The organism is Jeotgalibacillus sp. ET6 (assembly GCF_029667115.1).
Lineage (GTDB): Bacteria > Bacillota > Bacilli > Bacillales > Jeotgalibacillaceae > Jeotgalibacillus.
This window is the reverse complement of the sequence record NZ_JARUIU010000007.1, coordinates 44,837-64,743: the sequence shown is the minus strand read 5'-3', so window position 1 is coordinate 64,743 and position 19,907 is coordinate 44,837. Positions and strand designations below refer to the sequence as shown.

Annotated in this window: 17 protein-coding genes; 6 read left to right on the top strand and 11 right to left on the bottom strand. The window is 40.8% G+C overall.

Features of this window, described 5'->3' with window-relative positions; all coding sequences use genetic code 11:
- Window positions 1–7: 7 nt before the first annotated feature.
- From bla to blaI, 3 genes are all read left to right on the top strand, one after another.
- On the top strand, window positions 8–892 hold the full coding sequence (gene bla, locus P6709_RS15545; protein WP_442905351.1) for a class A beta-lactamase: 885 nt from the start codon (window positions 8–10) through the stop codon (window positions 890–892).
- 137 nt (window positions 893–1,029) lie between these two features.
- Window positions 1,030–2,799, top strand: a complete 1,770-nt coding sequence (locus P6709_RS15540; RefSeq protein WP_278241858.1) for a BlaR1 family beta-lactam sensor/signal transducer — start codon at window positions 1,030–1,032, stop codon at window positions 2,797–2,799.
- Window positions 2,800–2,820: 21 nt separating this feature from the next.
- Window positions 2,821–3,204, top strand: a complete 384-nt coding sequence (gene blaI, locus P6709_RS15535) for a penicillinase repressor BlaI (RefSeq protein WP_278241857.1) — start codon at window positions 2,821–2,823, stop codon at window positions 3,202–3,204.
- A gap of 203 nt (window positions 3,205–3,407) precedes the next feature.
- Here blaI and P6709_RS15530 read toward each other — a convergent pair whose 3' ends face one another.
- The 3 genes from P6709_RS15530 to P6709_RS15520 all read right to left on the bottom strand — a co-directional run bounded on the left by P6709_RS15530 (window position 3,408) and on the right by P6709_RS15520 (window position 4,634).
- Window positions 3,408–3,551 (bottom strand): hypothetical protein, encoded by a 144-nt coding sequence (locus P6709_RS15530; RefSeq protein ID WP_278241856.1) that lies wholly within the window; start codon window positions 3,549–3,551, stop codon window positions 3,408–3,410.
- A 242-nt stretch (window positions 3,552–3,793) separates the two neighbouring features.
- Window positions 3,794–4,018, bottom strand: a complete 225-nt coding sequence (locus tag P6709_RS15525) for a hypothetical protein (RefSeq protein WP_278241855.1) — start codon at window positions 4,016–4,018, stop codon at window positions 3,794–3,796.
- A 322-nt stretch (window positions 4,019–4,340) separates the two neighbouring features.
- Window positions 4,341–4,634, bottom strand: a complete 294-nt coding sequence (locus tag P6709_RS15520; RefSeq protein WP_278241854.1) for a hypothetical protein — start codon at window positions 4,632–4,634, stop codon at window positions 4,341–4,343.
- Between the two features lie 239 nt (window positions 4,635–4,873).
- Between P6709_RS15520 and P6709_RS15515 the strand changes: the two genes are divergently transcribed.
- Complete coding sequence (locus tag P6709_RS15515) at window positions 4,874–5,890, top strand: LacI family DNA-binding transcriptional regulator (RefSeq protein WP_278241853.1); 1,017 nt, start codon at window positions 4,874–4,876, stop codon at window positions 5,888–5,890.
- A 151-nt stretch (window positions 5,891–6,041) separates the two neighbouring features.
- Window positions 6,042–9,044 (top strand): carbohydrate binding domain-containing protein, encoded by a 3,003-nt coding sequence (locus P6709_RS15510; RefSeq protein WP_278241852.1) that lies wholly within the window; start codon window positions 6,042–6,044, stop codon window positions 9,042–9,044.
- A gap of 175 nt (window positions 9,045–9,219) precedes the next feature.
- Here P6709_RS15510 and P6709_RS15505 read toward each other — a convergent pair whose 3' ends face one another.
- On the bottom strand, window positions 9,220–10,194 hold the full coding sequence (locus P6709_RS15505; RefSeq protein ID WP_278241851.1) for a glycerophosphodiester phosphodiesterase family protein: 975 nt from the start codon (window positions 10,192–10,194) through the stop codon (window positions 9,220–9,222).
- 89 nt (window positions 10,195–10,283) lie between these two features.
- Entirely contained in the window at window positions 10,284–12,668 is a 2,385-nt protein-coding gene (locus P6709_RS15500; protein WP_278241850.1) for a DUF4084 domain-containing protein, read from the bottom strand.
- A gap of 279 nt (window positions 12,669–12,947) precedes the next feature.
- Here P6709_RS15500 and P6709_RS15495 point away from each other — a divergent pair, with 279 nt between their 5' ends.
- Window positions 12,948–14,222: a glycosyltransferase gene (locus P6709_RS15495; RefSeq protein WP_278241849.1), complete on the top strand. Its 1,275-nt coding sequence runs from the start codon at window positions 12,948–12,950 to the stop codon at window positions 14,220–14,222.
- Between the two features lie 113 nt (window positions 14,223–14,335).
- Here the strand turns inward: P6709_RS15495 and P6709_RS15490 are convergent, their stop codons facing one another.
- From P6709_RS15490 to P6709_RS15465, 6 genes are all read right to left on the bottom strand, one after another.
- Window positions 14,336–15,274 (bottom strand): NAD-dependent epimerase/dehydratase family protein, encoded by a 939-nt coding sequence (locus P6709_RS15490; RefSeq protein WP_278241848.1) that lies wholly within the window; start codon window positions 15,272–15,274, stop codon window positions 14,336–14,338.
- 287 nt (window positions 15,275–15,561) lie between these two features.
- Window positions 15,562–15,870: a TIGR04104 family putative zinc finger protein gene (locus P6709_RS15485; RefSeq protein ID WP_278241847.1), complete on the bottom strand. Its 309-nt coding sequence runs from the start codon at window positions 15,868–15,870 to the stop codon at window positions 15,562–15,564.
- Window positions 15,871–16,575: 705 nt separating this feature from the next.
- Entirely contained in the window at window positions 16,576–17,802 is a 1,227-nt protein-coding gene (locus P6709_RS15480; protein ID WP_278241846.1) for an ATP-binding protein, read from the bottom strand.
- Window positions 17,803–17,966: 164 nt separating this feature from the next.
- Entirely contained in the window at window positions 17,967–18,725 is a 759-nt protein-coding gene (locus P6709_RS15475; protein ID WP_278241845.1) for an ankyrin repeat domain-containing protein, read from the bottom strand.
- A gap of 40 nt (window positions 18,726–18,765) precedes the next feature.
- On the bottom strand, window positions 18,766–19,392 hold the full coding sequence (locus P6709_RS15470) for a hypothetical protein (protein WP_278241844.1): 627 nt from the start codon (window positions 19,390–19,392) through the stop codon (window positions 18,766–18,768).
- A 186-nt stretch (window positions 19,393–19,578) separates the two neighbouring features.
- Window positions 19,579–19,875: a DUF4359 domain-containing protein gene (locus P6709_RS15465; protein WP_278241843.1), complete on the bottom strand. Its 297-nt coding sequence runs from the start codon at window positions 19,873–19,875 to the stop codon at window positions 19,579–19,581.
- Window positions 19,876–19,907: the final 32 nt, after the last annotated feature.

Below are 19,907 nucleotides of genomic sequence, written 5' to 3'. Positions count from 1 at the left end.
AATTCCTATGCTGGCGCTATCCCTGCTGTTTTTCCTGGCACCGCTGTCCGGTTGTGTGAATGCAGACAGCAAAACATCAGCAAAAAAGGAAACTGATAAGGATCAAGCGATTCAACTAAAGGAAAAATTTGAACAGCTTGAAAATGAATCTGGCGCACAAATCGGTGTGTATGCACTGGATACTGAGACAAATCAAACCGTGGAATATCGATCAGATGAACGTTTTGCCTACGCATCCACCTTTAAAGTATTGGCAGCTGCTATTCTGCTAAAGCAGCATGATGAAAAAGCTCTTGAAAAAAACGTTACATATACGAAGGAAGATTTGGTTACTTATTCTCCCGTTACAGAAAAACATGTAGATAAGGGCATGACGCTGCTTGAAATAAGTGAAGCAGCCATCCGAAAAAGTGACAACACCGCGGCGAACCTTATGCTTGAAGCAATTGGCGGCCCTGAAAAATTTGAGGCGGAACTTCGTAAGCTTGGAGACGACACAACGGTGAGCGAACGGTTTGAAACGGAATTAAATGAGTATGCACCCGGACAGGACCGGGATACGAGCACGCCAAAAGCCATGGCCGAGAACCTGAAGAAAGTCGCAATTGAAGAATATCTGCCAGAGGATAAGCGGGAATGGTTAAATGACTGGATGAGCGGAAATGCCACAGGAGATGCTTTAATACGGGCCGGAGCACCTGAAGGATGGATCGTTGATGATAAAAGCGGGGCAGCCAGCTATGGAACAAGAAATGATATTGCCGTTGTAAGACCTCCTGACAGAAAACCAATCCTCATCGCCACCATGTCGAAGAAGGATAAAGAGGATGCGGAGTATGACGATGCACTTATCGCGGAGGCTGCCAAAATTACGCTCGACACGTTTAAATAAAAGCCCAATCCCAAACTCTATTTAGCTTTTTTTATTAAATCTATGTGTTCATAAACTTTCTTTGTGGTAGATTCATACTAAACAGAGCGCGAGTTTAAAGCTTTTAATAGATACTTTTATAGAAAGGGGTTGTACATATGTCTACCCTCCACTTGGCAGTCAGTTTGTTTTTCTCTTCTGTCATGGTGCTCCTTGTCCTGCTGATGAGAAAACTGCTTAAAAGCCAATTGACACCGACATGGACGTACAACCTCTGGTTCGTGTTTCTACTCGCTTTACTGCTTCCTTATCTGCCTGCGCAATTATTGAACTCTGGCAGTCCGTTTATGGAGAATGAGAATCCAGGAAGGAGTTTGCTCTCTGCAGGCACTCCCGCCGAAAACATTGGATTGGAAAGCGGAAAATGGATGCAAGACTTCTCCCTCTCCGTTAATCGAACGGACTTGACCTTTTCAAATCAGGTGTTTACCATCATATGGATTTCAGGTGTGTTCATGATGGGTGCTTTTGTCATCCATGCCTGGACAAAGCAGCAACAAATAAAAAAGTCTTTAATGCCAGTGACAAACCCCGGGGTTTTATCATTATTTGAACAATGCAAGCAAATGGTCGCTGTAAAAAAGCCTCTGGTGTTGGCGCAATCAAATCTGATCAGCTCCCCATTAACGTTTGGGCTCGTTAAAACCTATATCATCCTGCCGCAGGACGCTGAAGCATCGCTGAACTTGGACGAAATAAAACATATTTTGCTTCATGAATTACAGCATTATAAATATAAAGATATTGCAACAAATTATTTGATTATCCTTTTTCAACTGTTGTACTGGTTTAACCCGCTAATCTGGATGGCCTTCAGGGAAATGAGAATGGATAGGGAAATCGCTTGTGACCATGCTGTCCTGAAAAAATTAGATCATAATCAGCGCATAGCTTACGGAAACACCATTATTAAATTTGCCGATAAATCCTTTCTGTCTGCCCACTTCTCAATGGGGAACCAGCTGGCCAGCCCCAAAAAACAGGTAAAAAAGCGGATTGAACGGATTGCTGACTTTAAAACCGAAACTAAGTGGGATAAACTAAAAAGCATTCTGGTTTTTCTTCTTCTTGCCGGGACAGTCGTAAGTCAGGCCCCAGCCGTTTCTGCGATCCCTTGGGGTGAGGATCGGATTGATTTTGACAACAGCCGGACAGACTATGAGGATTTAAGTGCATTTTTCGGTGAACACGAAGGCAGCTTTGTTCTGTATGATTTACACGAAGAGAAATACACCATCTATAATGAAGACCGAAGCACGTTACGCGTTTCGCCGAACTCCACGTATAAAATTTACAGTGCATTATTTGCACTGGAGGCAGGTGTGACCACACGTGATGACAGCTTTATGCAGTGGAATGGAAACCCCTATCCCTATGAAAGCTGGAATCGCAATCAAACGATCTATACTGCAATGGAAAATTCTGTGACCTGGTATTTCCAGCAGCTCGATAAAAAGACGAAAATGAAGAACATACAATCCTACCTAAATCACATTCAGTACGGGAATCAGAATGTATCGGGCGGAATTGAAGGCTTTTGGCTTGAGTCTTCCCTCAGGATTTCACCCATTGAACAGGTCCAGATTCTTAAGGACTTCTATACAAACGAATTTGGCTTCGATCGTGAAAACGTTCAATTCATTAAAGATGCAATCAGACTGGAGACACGGGACGGGGTTACACTTTATGGCAAGACCGGTACAGGAACGGTCAACGGTCAAAACGTGAATGGCTGGTTCATTGGCTATGCAGAAACGGAACAAAGCACCTACTTTTTTGCCACCAATATTGAAAATAACCGCCATGCCAGCGGCAGTAAAGCCGTTGACATAACAAACAACATTTTGCGAAAAAAAGGCTTAAAGTAAGAAGAAAAGGAAGGGATTCATGTGACCAATCAAATACCCCCTATTTCAGAGTCGGAATGGGAAGTCCTGAAGGTGCTTTGGGCAAACTCTCCCCAAACAGCAAACGAGATTATCTCTTCACTGCAGGAACAAACAGGCTGGAGTCCCAAAACCGTACGCACCCTATTGGACCGCCTTACGAAAAAAGAGGTTGTTGGCGTCCATAAGGACCTTAGAGTTTTTACATTCTACCCGCTGTATTCTCAAGATGAGTGCCAGCGTGCCAAAACAAAATCCTTTTTAAAACGGTTTTATGACGGGACATTAAAGTCCATGCTCGTTCAGTTTATTGAGGATGAAGACCTGTCAGAAGATGAGATTAAAGAATTAAGATCGATCTTAAACAAGAAAGAGAATAAGAAATAGGATAGGCGTTTTTGGGTAATCATTCCCTTAACGTCCTATCCTTTCAACACCTGTTTAACCCCTCTCCTCAATCGTTAAAAAGGCAAATCCTCGTCACTTATTTTATGTTTGGAGGCAGTGTTCCTTTGCTCTTTATCTTGTAACAATACCTCTCCAAATTTATTCTCATAAAGCTCACGAATCCAGACATTAACGGGTGCCTTCTATTTTTGATTAGGAGCAGGGATGTTTTTTATCAAACTTTTTGGGGTCATGCCCAGCTCTTTAGCCATCTTTAGCTCATTTTCATTCAAGCGGCATCGTTTTTTGGCTTCAGTCCATTCCTGTGATTTCTTTTTTGCTGTCATTTCGAGAACCAACCTATCTCTTTTTATTTCTGGTAAAGTTTTCTTAGCTCATCCAATAAAACAAACTTTCACTTATACTGATCCAGACGCCATTCTGATGAATATATCAATCAGTTGCTTGAATAACTGATGAAATGAAAAAAAGATGGAAAAGGAATTATATTAGATTCAAATTCCTTTGAAACTGTTATACGTTATACAGCTGTAAACGAGAGTCTGCTTAGGATGATCCTCATTTTAAATTAAATAATCATACCCAAAACGGATACTGCCAGCAATACACCACTTAGACTTGCCATCAGATACCCCTCAGCCTTTGACTCTTCCTTTATAGAAATGATGCCTGTAGTACCTCCGATTAATGCCAGGAAGAATAAAGGAAGGAAAAAACCAATATTCATGCCAACGATGGCAACAATAAATAACACAAGTGAAGCTATGAGGATTGTTCTCTTTATGCTTATCAACCAACCATCCTTTCTGCATATCGTCATATTATATATAGTAAGAATAAACCGGATTTTCATCAAACAGTTACACCGTATGTGCCGTTTTCTATTGCATTACCACATATCCCTGTCATTTAATCCGGGAATTTAATGAAGAAGATCCGACAGGTTTTATGAGGTTAAATCCATTCATTAGCCTTTTCACCAAATCCTACATAGATTCAATACCGTTTCCAGCAGGGAACGGTCTTTTTCTTTAGACAGAGTTCTCCTTCAACACTTCCTCACATGTTCCGGACGTAATAAAATAGCGGATCCGTGTTTCCTGTTCAAAGCTTTTTCATTCAGTATCTTTGTATTCTTTCTTAATGGAATCGGCAGAACCCGTGTCCGGTGAAGAAGAAGTTAAAGCAAACACAAGGTTCCATTCTTCTTTTGGCTTTATTTTTGCGTGAACAGCATCAATACGTTCCTCCCAATTCTCGGGCAGTAGTAACGCTGGGGTATCGTCTGGCCCCCAAGCGCCAAACCCTAGAAGCGGCTCTTCAGGCATAAGCTCCACCAGAACGGCCTCTGTGAGTTTCAAGCTCTCTGCATGAACTAAAGACACATCTGTAATGGTACCAAGATTCAAACTTCGGCCAACTGATTTTGTGTCAGTACATCACTGATAACCAAAAACACCATGAGAAATAAAAGGGACTTTTTTGAATCAGCTTAAAGTTTTTTATACCGTTTATATTCCAGTCTCCTTATCTATCGACGGAAATTTATTTACACGCCATTTCCAATCCAAAATCACTCGCATATAAAATCATTCTATCATCCGGTATACTTAAACATAACGAAAGATGAACATTTCAGGAGGATCCTATGGACATTTTTGATATTGCAAACCTTGCAGGAGTATCAAGAAAGACGGTGCAGCGTGTGTTAAACCAATCTCCTCAGGTTAAACCGGAGACGCGCGACCGCATTCTTAAAATCATGAATGAGCATCAATACCATCCAAATGTGTCAGCAAGACGGCTGGTAAAGAAAAAAACCCGTACCATCGGGCTTTTTATCATACAGGATCCGGCGAAGCATGATATTTATTCGGATGATCTTTTTTACAGTGTCGTCATCGGCTCGATGATCAGGTCTTCATCAGAAAGAGGCTACAACGTGCTTGTGACGACCACAGATGTGACAGACCCCGCACCAATTTTGAAGCTGTACAGGGAAAAAAGCATCGATGCCGGCATGATTATCAGCTGGACAAATGTTCAATCGATTGTGGATTCAATCATTTCTGCCGGATTTATCGTCGGTCTATTTGACCAAAATAATGTGAGCGAGCGTCACCCCGTCGTTCCCATCCCGCTGTTGTGCAACGAAGAAGGAGCGAAGACTGCGACCAACTACCTGATTGAACTCGGCCATAAGGACATAGCCATTATTACGGGTGAGGAAGAAAATCCAGCTGCCAATGAACGCCTGAATGGCTACTTGGAAGCATTAAAAGAAGCTGACATCCCGGAACAAAAAATTTTCAAAGGCCGGTTCGTCGAGCAGGCAGGCTATGAAGCCGTCCATCATTGGATAAGTCAAAAAGCCCTGCCGACAGCGATTGTCTGCTCCAACGATTTAATTGCCTTTGGGGCATTGAAGGCTTTAAATGAAGCCGGTCTCAGTGTGCCGGATGACGTTTCCCTCATTGGATTTGATAATGTCCTCCTAACTCAATACACAACACCTGCTTTAACGACGATGAATGTACCAAGAGTTGAAATGGCCGCTTCTTTAGTTGAACAGCTCGTTCAGCAAATAGAAGATGAGCCGATGATCAAACCTCCCTCTTTTCATGCAGCTTTGATCGAGCGAAATTCTTGTGCGCCATTAAAATGACTCCTATAAAGCATACTGATCGTTTCATGCAGCAAAGAATTTTACATATAACGCATTTATTATTGTAAAAAAATGTTGTCAAAACGTGAAGATGCTTTTATAGTTATAATCAAATGTCCCACGTAAGACATTATTAAAAGGAGGCGTTTAAATGTACAAAAAAATGGTGTCCATTCTGCTCGTATTTCTTCTCGTGCTGCCTTTTGTACCAAATGACACGGAGATTAGTGAGGCAAAGCCAAAAGGCCATAACATTTCAAAAACCACTAATCTTAAGCAATCTACACTGAAAAATCAAACGATCCTGGGAGACCTGATTATCACCCCTGCTGCCGGAAAAAATATTATATTAGAGAACGTGAGGGTTCTTGGAAAGACCTACATAAGGGGAAAAGCCCCAGACACACTTGAATTATCTGATACAACCTTGCGAACCCTGATAGTAAAAACCCCCTCCCACTCTCCAATTATGACAGTTAGCGGGAAATCAGTTGTTCATGAGACGTTCATTGATGCAAATGCTACATTAAAAGAAAGTGAGATTACGAGTAAAGGATTTCACAACGTCACTATCCACCCTGCCTCCTCTAAAGAAGGAAAAGTAACATTGTATGGAGATTTTAATACCATCACGACTGCCTCTGACGGAAATAAAAATAAGAAAAGTCAATTGGAACTACACGGCATTTCAGAACGACTAATTTTGAATACGCTTTCACACATTGCCCTCACGGATGAAGGAGTAGTGAAAGAGCTTGAGGTCACTTCAAAAGCCCGTCATTCAGCTATTACGGGTGATGGCTTGATTCAAAAAGCCGTATTAGAAAGCCCTATTGAAGTGAATGGTGAGGAAACAGACGATCCAGACACATTTGTCACGCCATGGTCCCTTGTGTGGAATGATGAATTTAATAAAGAAGAAATTGACCGCTCCAAATGGGGATTTGAAACAGGCAACGGCTTTACTGATGCCAACGGTGAATTTATTTCAGGCTGGGGCAATAACGAAAAGCAATACTACACCGACCGCCCTGAAAACGCCAAAACAGAAGATGGCCAATTGGTCATCACAGCAAAGGAAGAGGAATATGAAGGGTTTTCCTATACCTCTGCCCGGTTAAGAACTAAGGGGCTTTTCTCTAAGACCTATGGAAAATTTGAAATGAAGGCTTCTCTACCAACAGGAAAAGGCTACTGGCCGGCTTTTTGGATGCTTCCTGAAGATGACCTGTATGGAGGCTGGGCCGCTTCTGGAGAAATTGACATCTTAGAAGCAAAAGGCAGCCGTCCTCATGAAGCCATTGGAACGATTCATTATGGTGAAACATGGCCTAACAATAAATACACCGGCGCTGAATATACGTTTGAAAATGGATCCACGATTGCCGATGAACATGTATATTCGGTTGAATGGGAACCGGGAGAAATCCGCTGGTATGTAGATGGCGTACTTACGCAAACCCAGGACAACTGGTACAGCAAAGAAACGAATGCTTCAGCAAACCATACGTACCCTGCACCATTTGATCAGCCGTTTCACATGCTTCTGAATCTTGCCATTGGCGGAAACTTTGATGGGGATCCGACGGAAGACACGATGTTCCCTCAATCGATGAATGTGGAATATGTGCGGGTGTATGATCTGACAGGACGCCCCTACCAAACTCCTGAACTTCCAGTAGTCGAAGCCGAGCCGCTGCCGGAGGACGCAAAATTGCCGCTTGAAGATGGCAACCTGATTTATAACAACAACTTTGATGAGGAATGGGACGGCGTAGAGGGAATTGAAGGCGTTCCAAACACGGATTACTGGTACTTCCTCACACTGCCGGACTTTGGGGGGCAAGCCGCAGTAACAATCGACTCACTTGAGGACCACTCCTTTGCAAAAGTGGATATCCAAAACGGAGGTAATCAGCCCTATGCTGTTCAGCTTGTTCAGGATGCCACGATTGGAAAAGGCCGTTATTATAAGGTCACGTTTGATGCGAAAACAACAAACACCCGGGACATTAATGTAAAAGTCAGCGGCGATGCAGACAGAGACTATGCCACTTATTCAAACAGCCAATCATTTAAACTGACTGATCAGGTGGAAACGTATGAAATGGTGTTCCAAATGACAGAAGAAACGGATATTGCCGCCAGGTTAGAATTTAACCTCGGACTGTCAACTCTTCCTGTATGGATAGGAAATGTAAGAATAGAAGAAACCACTCCTTCTGAAATGGATGCAGATGCGTCAAAACCGGCTCTGCCAGACGGCAACCTCGTATATAACGGAACCTTTGATCAAGGCTTTCCGGACCGTCTGTTATTCTGGAATAGCATCGACTCAAAAGAAGCTTCTTCCATTGAAGTAGATCCTGATTCCCGAGTATTAAACGCTCAGGTACTCAAGGAAACAGCTCATGCAGAAGATGTTCAACTCGTTCAAAAAGGGATCCAGCTTCAAGGTGAACAGGAATACGAACTAATATTTGATGCAAAAGCAGACATTCCCCGGGAAATTAAAGTCGAACTGCGCAGTCAGGATGGGAATGTGACGTACAGCAAACAGTCAATTCCCCTTACAACAGACTGGGCAGCAAGCGCAATGAGTTTCACAATGCCTGAAGTCTCAGACTTAGATTCTCAGCTGATCTTTCATTTAGGCGGAAAGCCGGTTAAAGTGGAGCTCGATACAATTTCACTTAAGAAAGTGGGCGGCCCAATCAATCCGCTCCCTCTTGAAAACGGAGATTTTGAAAACGGATTAGAACCTTGGCAATCCTATATTCACTTTGATGCTTCAGCAAGCATTCAGCATACAGACAGCCAGGCGCATATCCTTATTGACCAGGAAGGCCAGGAACCATGGAGTGTTCAATTCTTCCAGGATAATCTTATTTTAGAGCCAAATAAAGAATACACTCTTTCGTTTGAAGCTCAATCAACCGTCGACCGGTCCATAGAGGTCACGATTGAAAACGCAGAATACACACGATTCTTGTCTGAAACCACTGAACTTAAGGAAAACAGCACACGCTATGAATTCACCGTACAAACACCGTCAAGTGAACCGGTAAGTTTGAAGTTTCTTCTCGGGAAAGCCGGTTCCCCAATCGGAACGCATGACATCGTGATTGACAATGTGGAATTAAAGCAGCAGTAAATCTAAAGGAAGCCACGATGAGAAATCATCGTGGCTTCCTATTTGCAACTGAAATTTTGAATTTATCTTCAACGAATACTTTTGCATGTGAATCCGGCTCGCCCAAAAAGGTCTTTTACAGGAGGTGCTGTATGAGGTGATGCTTCACTGTTTCTCGTTAGGCCGCCCCTTTAAATCATTTAGTGATAATATCAACCCGGTTTGTCCATATATACCCCTGATAACCTTCCGGGATTTTTTCCAGACTTTCTTTCGTATCAAACCCCTCTGACCATTTGCCATTTCCCTCTACAATGACGACTCGTGTATTAACCGATTCCATGCGGTCAATAAATTTAGCAGGCCATCCCCATAGAAGCTTCGCATATTTCAAAGGTACATGCAGCTCCATATTATGCAATTCCTTTGGGATGTACCCTGTCCAGCCCGCTACTTCATACATTACTAGCGCACTGACCATCATGTCCTTTGTCAACAGTTTCATCTCTTCATGCTTCGATCGCAGGTAATCAAATCCTTCCCCTGCTCCGTCACCATAAACCGTTATTCGATTCAACTGCTCCTTAGATAGATTGCTTAAATAGCCCTCCCAAAGTACTTTCGTGGTTTCCAGTTCGCCATCTTTGTCGTGAATCAGAAACGATTGATCAGGAAAAGCTGCAAGCACTTCGTCCAAACTGGGCATCAATCCGACACCTTTACCGCGAAATGGGTAGCTTTCCCCCTCATCAGCCGTATAACGATACCCAACATCCAGTTCCTTCAATTCTTCCATTGTATACTCGCTGACTTCGCCTTTCCCATTTGTGCGATAAGCTAAATCGAAATCATGAAAAACAGCTAATTGGCGATCTTTCGTTAGCTTTATATCCAATTCCACAATGTCTGCTCCATGGTCAAAAGCAGCTTTTATAGAAGGCAGAGTATTTTCTAAATAAGGATGCTCTGGCGGATAAATGACTTCAGCTGTATTTGTATCGTACTCCACCTTGGATACATCGAAGGTTTGAGCCAGCCCTCTATGAGCAAGAACCTTAAAATCCGTATCGTTAGAATAAAACAGGCTCGTATTATTCAACCACACGGCCACAGCAAATAAGAGGAATGCCCCTAAAAGGATGAGCCTTTTTTTCCGGTTTCTCTTTTTCATTTATGACTCCTTTCTTGTCATCAATTAACTTCATACTTTAAGAGTAGAACTGTGGACTCCCGATCTCTGTTCATGTACTTAGCATCTCACTACCTGGTATAGGTCTCGGAAGATGCCTCAATCATTTTGACCATCTCTCCAGCCGGCAGAGGTTTACTCAAGAAATATCCCTGTATTTGATCGCATCCTTTTTCACTTAATATCTCATACTGTTTTTCATTCTCCACGCCTTCAGCAATAACGGTCAGGCTAAGATTGCGTGCTAAGTTCAATATGGTGGAGACAATGGCTGCATTGCTCCTATTATTCTCAATATCATCAATGAATGTTTTATCAATTTTTAATATATCGATCGGCAGATTTTTAAGGTGGCTCAAAGAAGAATAACCTGAACCAAAGTCATCTACTGAAATATTGATTCCCAGACTTCTTAATTTTTCCAGCTTCGCCACAACTAATTTAATATCCATCATGGTGCTTTCTGTTATTTCCAGCTCTAAAAATTTTGGTTCGAGGTCAGCTTGTATGAGTACATTCTCTACCTTTTCCACAAAATCCTTCTGGAGAAATTGAATGGTCGACACATTAACGGAAACAGAAAACTGATTCATCCCTGCAAGATGCCACTTCTTTAGCTGTAAACAGGCTTCGTTTAAAATCCAGTCCCCAAGCTTCACAATGAGTCCCGTTTCTTCAGCCAGCGGAATAAACGTAGAAGGAGAAATAGAACCATATTTTTTATGCTTCCACCTTAATAGAGCCTCCGCTCCTATGATTCCTTTTGATCTGAGCTCCATTTTCGGCTGGTAAGCCACACTTAGTTCATCAAGTTCAATCGCCCGTCTTAAGCCATTTTCCAAATTGGTTTTTAACAGTATTTGTTCATCCATACTGGCGTTGAAAAATTGATAGCGGTTTTTCCCCTGATCTTTGGCGCTGTACATTGAGGTGTCCGCTCTTTTTATTAACGTGTCTGCATTGCTGCCATGCTGAGGGTAGAGGGTAATCCCGATACTTGATGTAATAAACAGTTCGTTTCCATTGATCGAAATTGGGTTTTCCAACTCTTTCACGATTTTTTCTGCTGTCTGTCCTGCTTCCTCCCTGGATGTGCTGCATAATAGAATCATAAATTCATCCCCGCCCTGACGAGAAACGATATGCTGGTCTCCAACGATTTCTTTTAATGATCTGGCAACATGTTTTAATAATAAATCTCCTATGTGATGTCCTAATGTGTCATTAATAAATTTAAATCGATCCAAATCAATAAATAAAATTGCCAGTCCATTATCAGAAGACAGTGACTCTTTCATTGCTTTCTCAACTGCTTCTTCAAAATACCGTCTGTTGGGCAGTGAAGTCAGGCTGTCATGATACGCAATATATTCTACTTCTCTCATAGACTCTTCTAATTCCTGATTTTTAACATGCAGCTCTTTTGTCCGATCTGCTACTATGATTTCAAGCTTCTTATTCAGCTTTTGAGATTGAATAAGGAAATCGCGATTTTGTATTAACGTGAAAATTTGCCGGATAATAATTAGTAATGTTGAAATAATAGAGCCTATCACAATACTGTTAAATTCCAATACCCCTTGAAAAATCATAAATACGAAAATAATCACTACGCTTAAATAAGGCAGAATTAATTTGATCGTTAGCGAATTTTCACCTGATCTCTCCATACTCTTTTCATCAGTTTCTACCATTTTTTTATCAGATTTCTGGTTGTACAGGCTCCCCAGCCCAAAAAGCAGCATAGAAAGAGGCCAAAGGGGGTCACTAAAATTATCTGCTGCATATCCATAGTTGATCATGATGTAAAGAAAAGAGATATTCGCAAGCAATAACACCGTAAATCCCAGTATGTTAATGGCAAAAACTTTTTTTGGGAAAACCGTATCCTGAGAATAATAGATGCTTAATATCGCAAATAACATAAGGAGGATGCCGACCAGATAGCTGATAAAGGTGAAGACCTCCGCCCCTCCAGTGCTGAGGCTGAACAATGGATCGATTAAAAAATGCCAGCTGATGGATGTCGCCACCACCATGACAATAAAGATATCGAAAGCGTACTGAATGGTTTTTGCCGTATTTTTGGTTAGGGACATGATAAAGACGAGTGCTGAAATAAATGAAAGGATGCTTAAATACCAGAGTATATCGTAATAAATTGTACTGGTGGTAAGATCGTATACGACTAAATTATATCTGAAAATGAACGTTCCAAAACCGTAGCTTAATGCAGCAATAGAAGCCAGCAGCCAATAGATCCTTATTCGATCACCCTTTAAAAGAAGAAACTGCTTGAAGATCATAGCTCCTGCAACTAAAGGTGCGATCACTTGAAGAATACTCCCAAAGAACGTCATAACCTCACGATTACTTTGAAAAAAAACAATAAGTGAATAATAAAAAAGGATATATAGTGCGATAAAATAAATAAAGTGTTTGGGTTTTAGGTTCATTTACATTTCCGCCTTATGTAAATATTTTATAGGATAGTCTTACTTACCTAATAAAATAAGTATATTTTACTATATAGATGATTATATACTACTATATAGTATCGGGTATACATGTCAATTATTTAATGGGTTACTCCGCAATGCTGGCAAAATATTTTAAAAATTCCAACGGGTATCATATTTGTGCAATGTGTTCATAATCTGCGTTTCAATTAATATGTTCAATGGAGAGGGATTCAATCGTTGCACGCTTATATAATATGAAAAGCGGAGGTGCGCATGGAAAAACTGATTGCAAAATTAGCGAGCCTGCTGAAAATAGACAATGTAAATAAGATAAACGAAAATATAATCGAAATAGATCATAATGGAAATGAAGTACCTGAAAAATACTTACTTCATGCCCTTCTCTCTTCTGTTAAAGGGAACCCCGATCAGTCATGGCTTTGGGTTTGGAGAGGTTCTGTGGAATCCCCTTCGAATCCTGTATATGAATCATTGCTTACACAATTTTTTAAGGATATTAAACCCGATAAGAGCGAATTAAATGTGCTTCACGGCTCCATAGAAATCGCCAATCAAATGCACGCCATCTCCAAAGGATTGTCCTTGCACAATGTGAATGCGAAATCCATTAATTATTACCCCTACTATCTGGGCTACTCCTCTGACTACACGATCAATTTACTTAAAAAAAGAAGCACACCTGCGCTAAACTCAGTTCTGCGAAAGCTCGCTGTGGAGTTTACTAACCGCTATGATCAATTTCATTTTCACTTTGGCACGACCCTTACATTCGATTATTCAGATCTCGCTATTTTAACAGCTGCTAAAAAACCGATGATCATGCACCACTGGGGAAGTGATGTGAGAATGCATTCAGCCGCTCTCCGCACAAATCCTTATGCACTGGTAAAAGACAAGAATGAAGATAAGATCAGTAAAAAGCTTACAACCCTATCAAAATCCATCAAGCATTGCATGATTCCGGATTATGAATTATACCCTTATGTAAAAGACTATTATGAACACGTCCATATCGTGCCCTCGATGATTGACTTAACGGCTTACCCATCTGACACATGTCTGCCAAAGAATCCACTTCCCTTGCTTGTTCATGCACCAACCTCTCCCTCTATTAAAGGAACCAAATATATACTCCAGGCAATCGAAAAACTAAGAGCAGACTATTCATTTACCTTTAAGCTTGTCCAGGGACTCTCTCACAAGGAGGCAAAAGAGATTTATAAAAAAGCGGATGTGATTATTGATCAGCTTCATGTGGGGAGCTACGGCTTATTCAGTGTAGAGGCGATGGCTCTTGGAAAGCCGGTGGTCTGCTGGATCACGGATGAAATGAAACGTCACTACCCTAAAGAGCTCCCTATTCTGTCAGCCAACCCGGATACCATAAAAGACGTGCTTGAAACCATTTTAAAAAACCAGGATATGCTCAAGGATATCGGGCAAAAAAGCAGAAAATATGCTGAAACTTACCATGATGCAGCCGTTAACAGCAAATTAATTAAGGATATTTACACACAACAAAAATAAAAGAGCGCCGGGGACGATGCCTCGCGCTCTTTTACCGGTTCACTTCGCTTCAGAAGGACGCTTTCTGCATGAACCGATGAACGTGCCGTCTTCTTCTGCAGGAGTCGTTTTTGTCACGTTCCCTCCAGCCATCTTTTCGTTTTCTCAAGCCCTTCAAAAAGCGTATGTTTGTTTTTCCAGTTCAGTTCCTGTTCAATTTTAGCTGTGTTCATGCATCTTCTTTGCACGACATCCACTTCGCGCTTGGGATGATATTCATCAGCGAGTGTTTGCGTACCGGTTACTTGTTTAAGGACCTGGGCAAGTTCGACGATGCTCGTTTCCTCACTGGTTCCCACATTGTATTTCTCCCCGATGGCCGCATCTGTTGTTGCCGCAAGCAATGTGGCCTCAATCGCATCCTCTATATAAGTAAAGTCCCTTGTTTGTTTTCCGTCTCCGTAAATTTTAAGCGGCTGCCCGTTTTGGACTGAATCAAAAAATTTAGCAATCACCCCGCAGTAAGGATTAGAAACAAGCTGCCCGGGACCGTAAACGTTTGAAAATCTCAGCGTCGTGACAGGCATTTGATACAGAGTGTAATACACATCACAATAGTGTTCGGTTGTAAATTTGCTCGCTGAATACGGCAGTCCAATATTATAGTAGGACTCAGGAGTAGGAAGAATATCGGCATTTCCGTAGATAGACGCAGTTGAGGCGTAGATAAACCGCTTCAGGTTAGGGCATAGCTCTTTTGCTTTACGCAGCAGCGTGAATCCGCCGAGCACGTTTGTATGAAAATCAGCATCTACATTGATAACGGACAAGAGAAGATTTTTGCACGCAAAATGAAATATATACTCCACCTTTGGAAGAATTTCATCTAAGACCTCTTCGTCTGTAATGCAGCTTTGATAAAAAGTGACTTTATTGGATGCCGGGACCGCTTCTTTAGAGGCCGTTGATAAATTATCAATAATATAAATATGATCTGATAAGGGCAGTAAAGCCTGAACAAGCTGAGAGCCTAAAAAACCAGCTCCTCCTGTAACCAGCACATTTCCAAACAACTTCATCCCCCCTATTCTTTTTCTAATGAAACGCTGGATAAATCCGCCATAATCAGTGTATGCGCAGATGATGCTTCATGAGACGGCATCTTTGTATTTTGGGTGGGAGTTATGCGTTTAAAAAAAGACATAAAAAGGTCTGGAGGGCATCCTCCAGACGAGGTATTTCTAATTGATTCTATATTGGTTTATAAATCAATTGATATACTGTAAAACTCAAGAAATATAATATTGGATACCAATATTATATTTAAACTTCTTGAACTTTTATTGAAGTTTTGCATCCGCTATTTAAAAAGGTTGGTATATTCTTCTTCACTACTTAGTTCCGTTAAAAATGGATGCAGGGAAATAATTAAAATGAATACAATAGGAAATGAACTTAATAAAATGAGGCCTGGAACATCAAAGAAAATGTTAATCAAAAGCGGTATTAGTATGAAAAAATTTAAGGAGGCACTTTTCATTCTTGACTTTTGTGTTTGATATTGCGTTTCACCACAATAAGGACAAGACATTGCGGGGTTTAAAGTGAAAGTCTTTTTGGAAGTTTGTTTCCAGGACCACTTATTATCACATTTTCTACAAAACGGCATATAACCCCACCCTAAAATTATTTTTTAGCATATTACACTCTACTATTATAGGTGTATTCAATTAAAAATGTTTCATCTGTTATCGTTACGAATGTACATCCATTAATATGCCCGGTTACTTAAATAAGCAGGTGCGATTCCGCTCTTTGAGAAACGCTCCGATTCCTATAAGACTTAATTTCAAGATGTTTTGTGGGATCATTATCTAAGAAACACGCCAGCACGCTAATCCTAATCTTATTTTCCTACTAACAATCTCTCCGCGCACCCTATTTAATAATTAACGAAGCGTTTTCCGTAATGGTTGTTTTGTTATCTTCCAATGTGATGTATTCCATACTACTTCTTGTTTATCTACGAGGAGGATTATGTTTCTTACTCATTTTAAAACCCCTTTATATTAAATACGAAAAAACATACTTAAGTTTCAAAATTAAGCATTTCATTTTGAACTGAGTTTTCCACAATCTTTTGCCATTAGTTTAAGTGAAAAAAATCACAAATATATATTATTTTTATTATAACCTCTGCTTCCACTCTGCTTCTTAATTAAGTAAGTCCTTATCTAACAAAATAACCTCCTTAGATATAATCCAAAGAGGCAAAGCAGCATGACATTTTTTAAACGTTTCATCTTTTTTATAAACATCCCAGCTTTATTTTAAATCCAGACCAGGATTTATATGATTAAATCGGTATAGCTTACTACACTTTCAACAAGGATTGAGTAGTCGCAGGCAGCAGGATTTCTATTGTCGTTCCCTCATTAACTTCACTTTGAATGTTCAGTTTGCCTTTATGGCTTTCAATAATTTTATAGCAGGTCATGAGTCCAAGACCCGTACCCTTTTCCTTTGTGGTGTAAAAGGGTTCTCCAAGAGTGGAAAGCCTCTCCTTAGGAATGCCGACTCCTTGGTCCACAATGATGATTGAAATTTGATCTTCTTCTTTTTCCTTTACCTTCACATCGATGATTCCGCCTTTTGGCATGGCTTCAATTGAATTTTTAAGGAGGTTCAGAAATACCTGCTTAATTTGATTTTTTTCGCAGCTGACCATTGGCAAATCACTTTCGAACTCAACGAAAATCTGGACATTATTTAAAATAGACTGTGTATTGATTAAGGTGACAACGTCTTTGATCAACACCTTCACATCTTGTTCGACAAACGTTGCTGCACTTGGTTTGGCGAGAACAAGGAATTCGCCTACGATTTCATTGATCCTATCAAGCTCTGAAAAAACAATATCAAAGTATTCCTCTTTTCGATTATTGGCCTGTAGCAGGTGGATAAAGCCTTTAATTGAAGTAAGGGGATTCCGGATTTCATGGGCGATACCTGCTGCGAGCTGACCGAGCATGGCCAATTTTTCAGATTTTTGAATGAGCTGTTCAGATTGAAGCTTTCTGCTCGTGATATCTTTTCCGATGGAGAGGATAGCCGGTTTGTTACCAAATGCAATGGACAGTGAAGAAACCTCGAAGAAAAACTTCGATCCGTCCAGACGTTTTAATCTGTGCTCGATACTGTTTAACGGCCGTTTCTCTTTTTTTGCCTGTTTTACTCGTTCCCTTATCCGTTCTTCATACTCTGCATCAATAAAATCCAGAATTGATTTGCCGAGGATTTGTTTCTCAGTGGAAGCCCCCATCATTAAAACCGCTGCTTGATTAACGTAAATAATAGTAGAGTCCCTGTGGATCAGAATGGATTCCGGCAATGAATCCAGCAATTGTTTATAGCTGTCTTCACTCGAACGTGCCTGTTTTTCATAATAACGGGCTTTATCGTATTGCCAGCCCACAAGCCAGGCGATAAGGGTAAAGATAAAGAAGTCCATTGTGAAAAAGGGTTCACCATTAACTATTTTTTGATACGCCGTAAATACGAGAGAAATCAATACTAAAATTATTTGACCCCATTTATTCATTTCATCCCTCTTAAATTTATTTTTGCTAATATCATAGCATATTGCCAGAAGCTTTTAATTACTTTGAAAATAATAATTTGGGCTTGATGCCGCGTGATTTCACCGTTAATTAAATAGTAAAAAAAGTCCGGAAGGCATCTTCCGAACCATTAATTCTCTTAAATTCACCAACCTTCATTCGCACCTTTGGCTCCCTGATTTATCAGCCACTCGATCAGTGAATGATGCGCGTGGTTTCGTTGTACTGCCTCTAGCGGGGTCAGGTTGTCGTAGCCAATCCAGTTAAGATCAGCCTCTTGAGCAAAAAGATATTCTGCTGACCTTTTCTGCCCGCCGTGACACGCTAACCAAAATGCCTCAGTAATTTGCTCAGGAGCTGGTGAATCACCACCTTGAAATCGCTGCTGAATCCGATTCATAAGTCCAAGTGCAGCTTCATTCCAAAGCTTCGTTTGTGCTCCGCGTTCAACTAAACGGGTCGCTGCATTCCACTGTGCGAAAGCAACCGCATCGTCCAGCGGAGTCCCGCCTCCAATCACCGCTCCATCCGCGTCGATCTCAGCACCGCCATCTAAAAGCGCATCCATTACTTCGACATCATTACTGCTTGCAGCCCAGTGGAGAGCCGTTTCGTTATGTGGACCCATGAATCTCGCATTCACGTCAGCACCTGCCTCGATCAGAACTTTCACCGTCTTTGCACCATTTGGAAAGTTCCCCGGCCAGTCGGTCACAATAATATGAAGGAGCGTACGCGACATGCCAAGCTCATTGCTATTTTCAACATAATCTCTTCGAACGATTCTTGCATGAACAAGATGTGGATGCTCAGCAAGCAGCTTGTCTAACGTGTCCGCCTGGCCCGTTTGGATTGCCTTAACTACTTCTGCAGCCAGATCTTCGTCTTCATATATAATGGTCATGGTTTGCTCCTTTCTGGACCGGTAATTGCTCAAAAACATATTATGCAAGATCTACATAATTACTAGATTCAATTAGTCCCTCATTGTAATCCAATTCTATTAATTGAAATTTATTATTAGTTTTTGCAGGAATTTTGGACAGAACACTGCCGTTGTATAAATATAAAAGGATGTTTTGGATTTCTGGAGTCTCATGATTAAAATGATCTTTCACCAAAGTTAATAATGAATTCAAATTTTCTGCCAGCCTGCTTCCCGCAGGAGCCGTTCTAATTTTATAGCTATCTCCAACTATATCGTTGCCTATATGTTCAATAAATTGGTCCCAACTTGCAAATTCTCCTTTAAACCAACTTTTTATGTAATCCGTAAATATATGATGGCGTCTCTCCTGTTCTTCCCGCAAAAGCAAATAATCCCCTTTTATTTCAGAAGAACGATCCCATTTACTTTCCCCAAGATACACATGAGTTTTGCTCAAGAAAATAAAGTCAAACTCTCCAAACTGGGCACTATTTTCACCACCACGGCGACCAAAGCTCGGTCGGTAAATAACCTTACATTCTGATATGGATGATGAATCTTCAAGCTTACTCAAAATCGTCGACAACTGATGCTTTAAAGCCCATAAAGTATAAGCGTCTTCCCCATATGATAGTATCTGCATGTTTTCAGCTCCTTAACTTCGATCTTGGTAAACCACTTAGATGACAAGAGAAGTATTTTAAATATACTTTCGTTATTTAACCTCCTATACCTTTAAATTGTTTTTAAATTATTTTTCACTCATAAGAATGTAACCCCTCCTTTAATAAGGAGAGGCTTCTTTTCATACTTTTGATTTTTGATTCGGTTAAACAGACAAGGGAATAAACACATTAAAAACCCCGATAAATTTCATTTCCCTTTCCTGGAATTTAGTTTCAAACGTGTTGAAGATCACATAGTCCTCTACTTCTGTATTGTTTTCAATCAGCTGCTCTCCAAAAAGGGAGATCCCCATGGCTGCCATAGGCGATTGTTCATCAAGTCGATTGCTTATGTTTTCAATCAACCAGGCATTATACCTTTCTTCAGAAGGCTTGGTAATAAACATGATGACAAGTAATGCGATGAGCAGGATTCCTGTGATGGCGATCCACTTTTTCAATGTTTTATCCCCCTATATAAGGAAAGCAGACA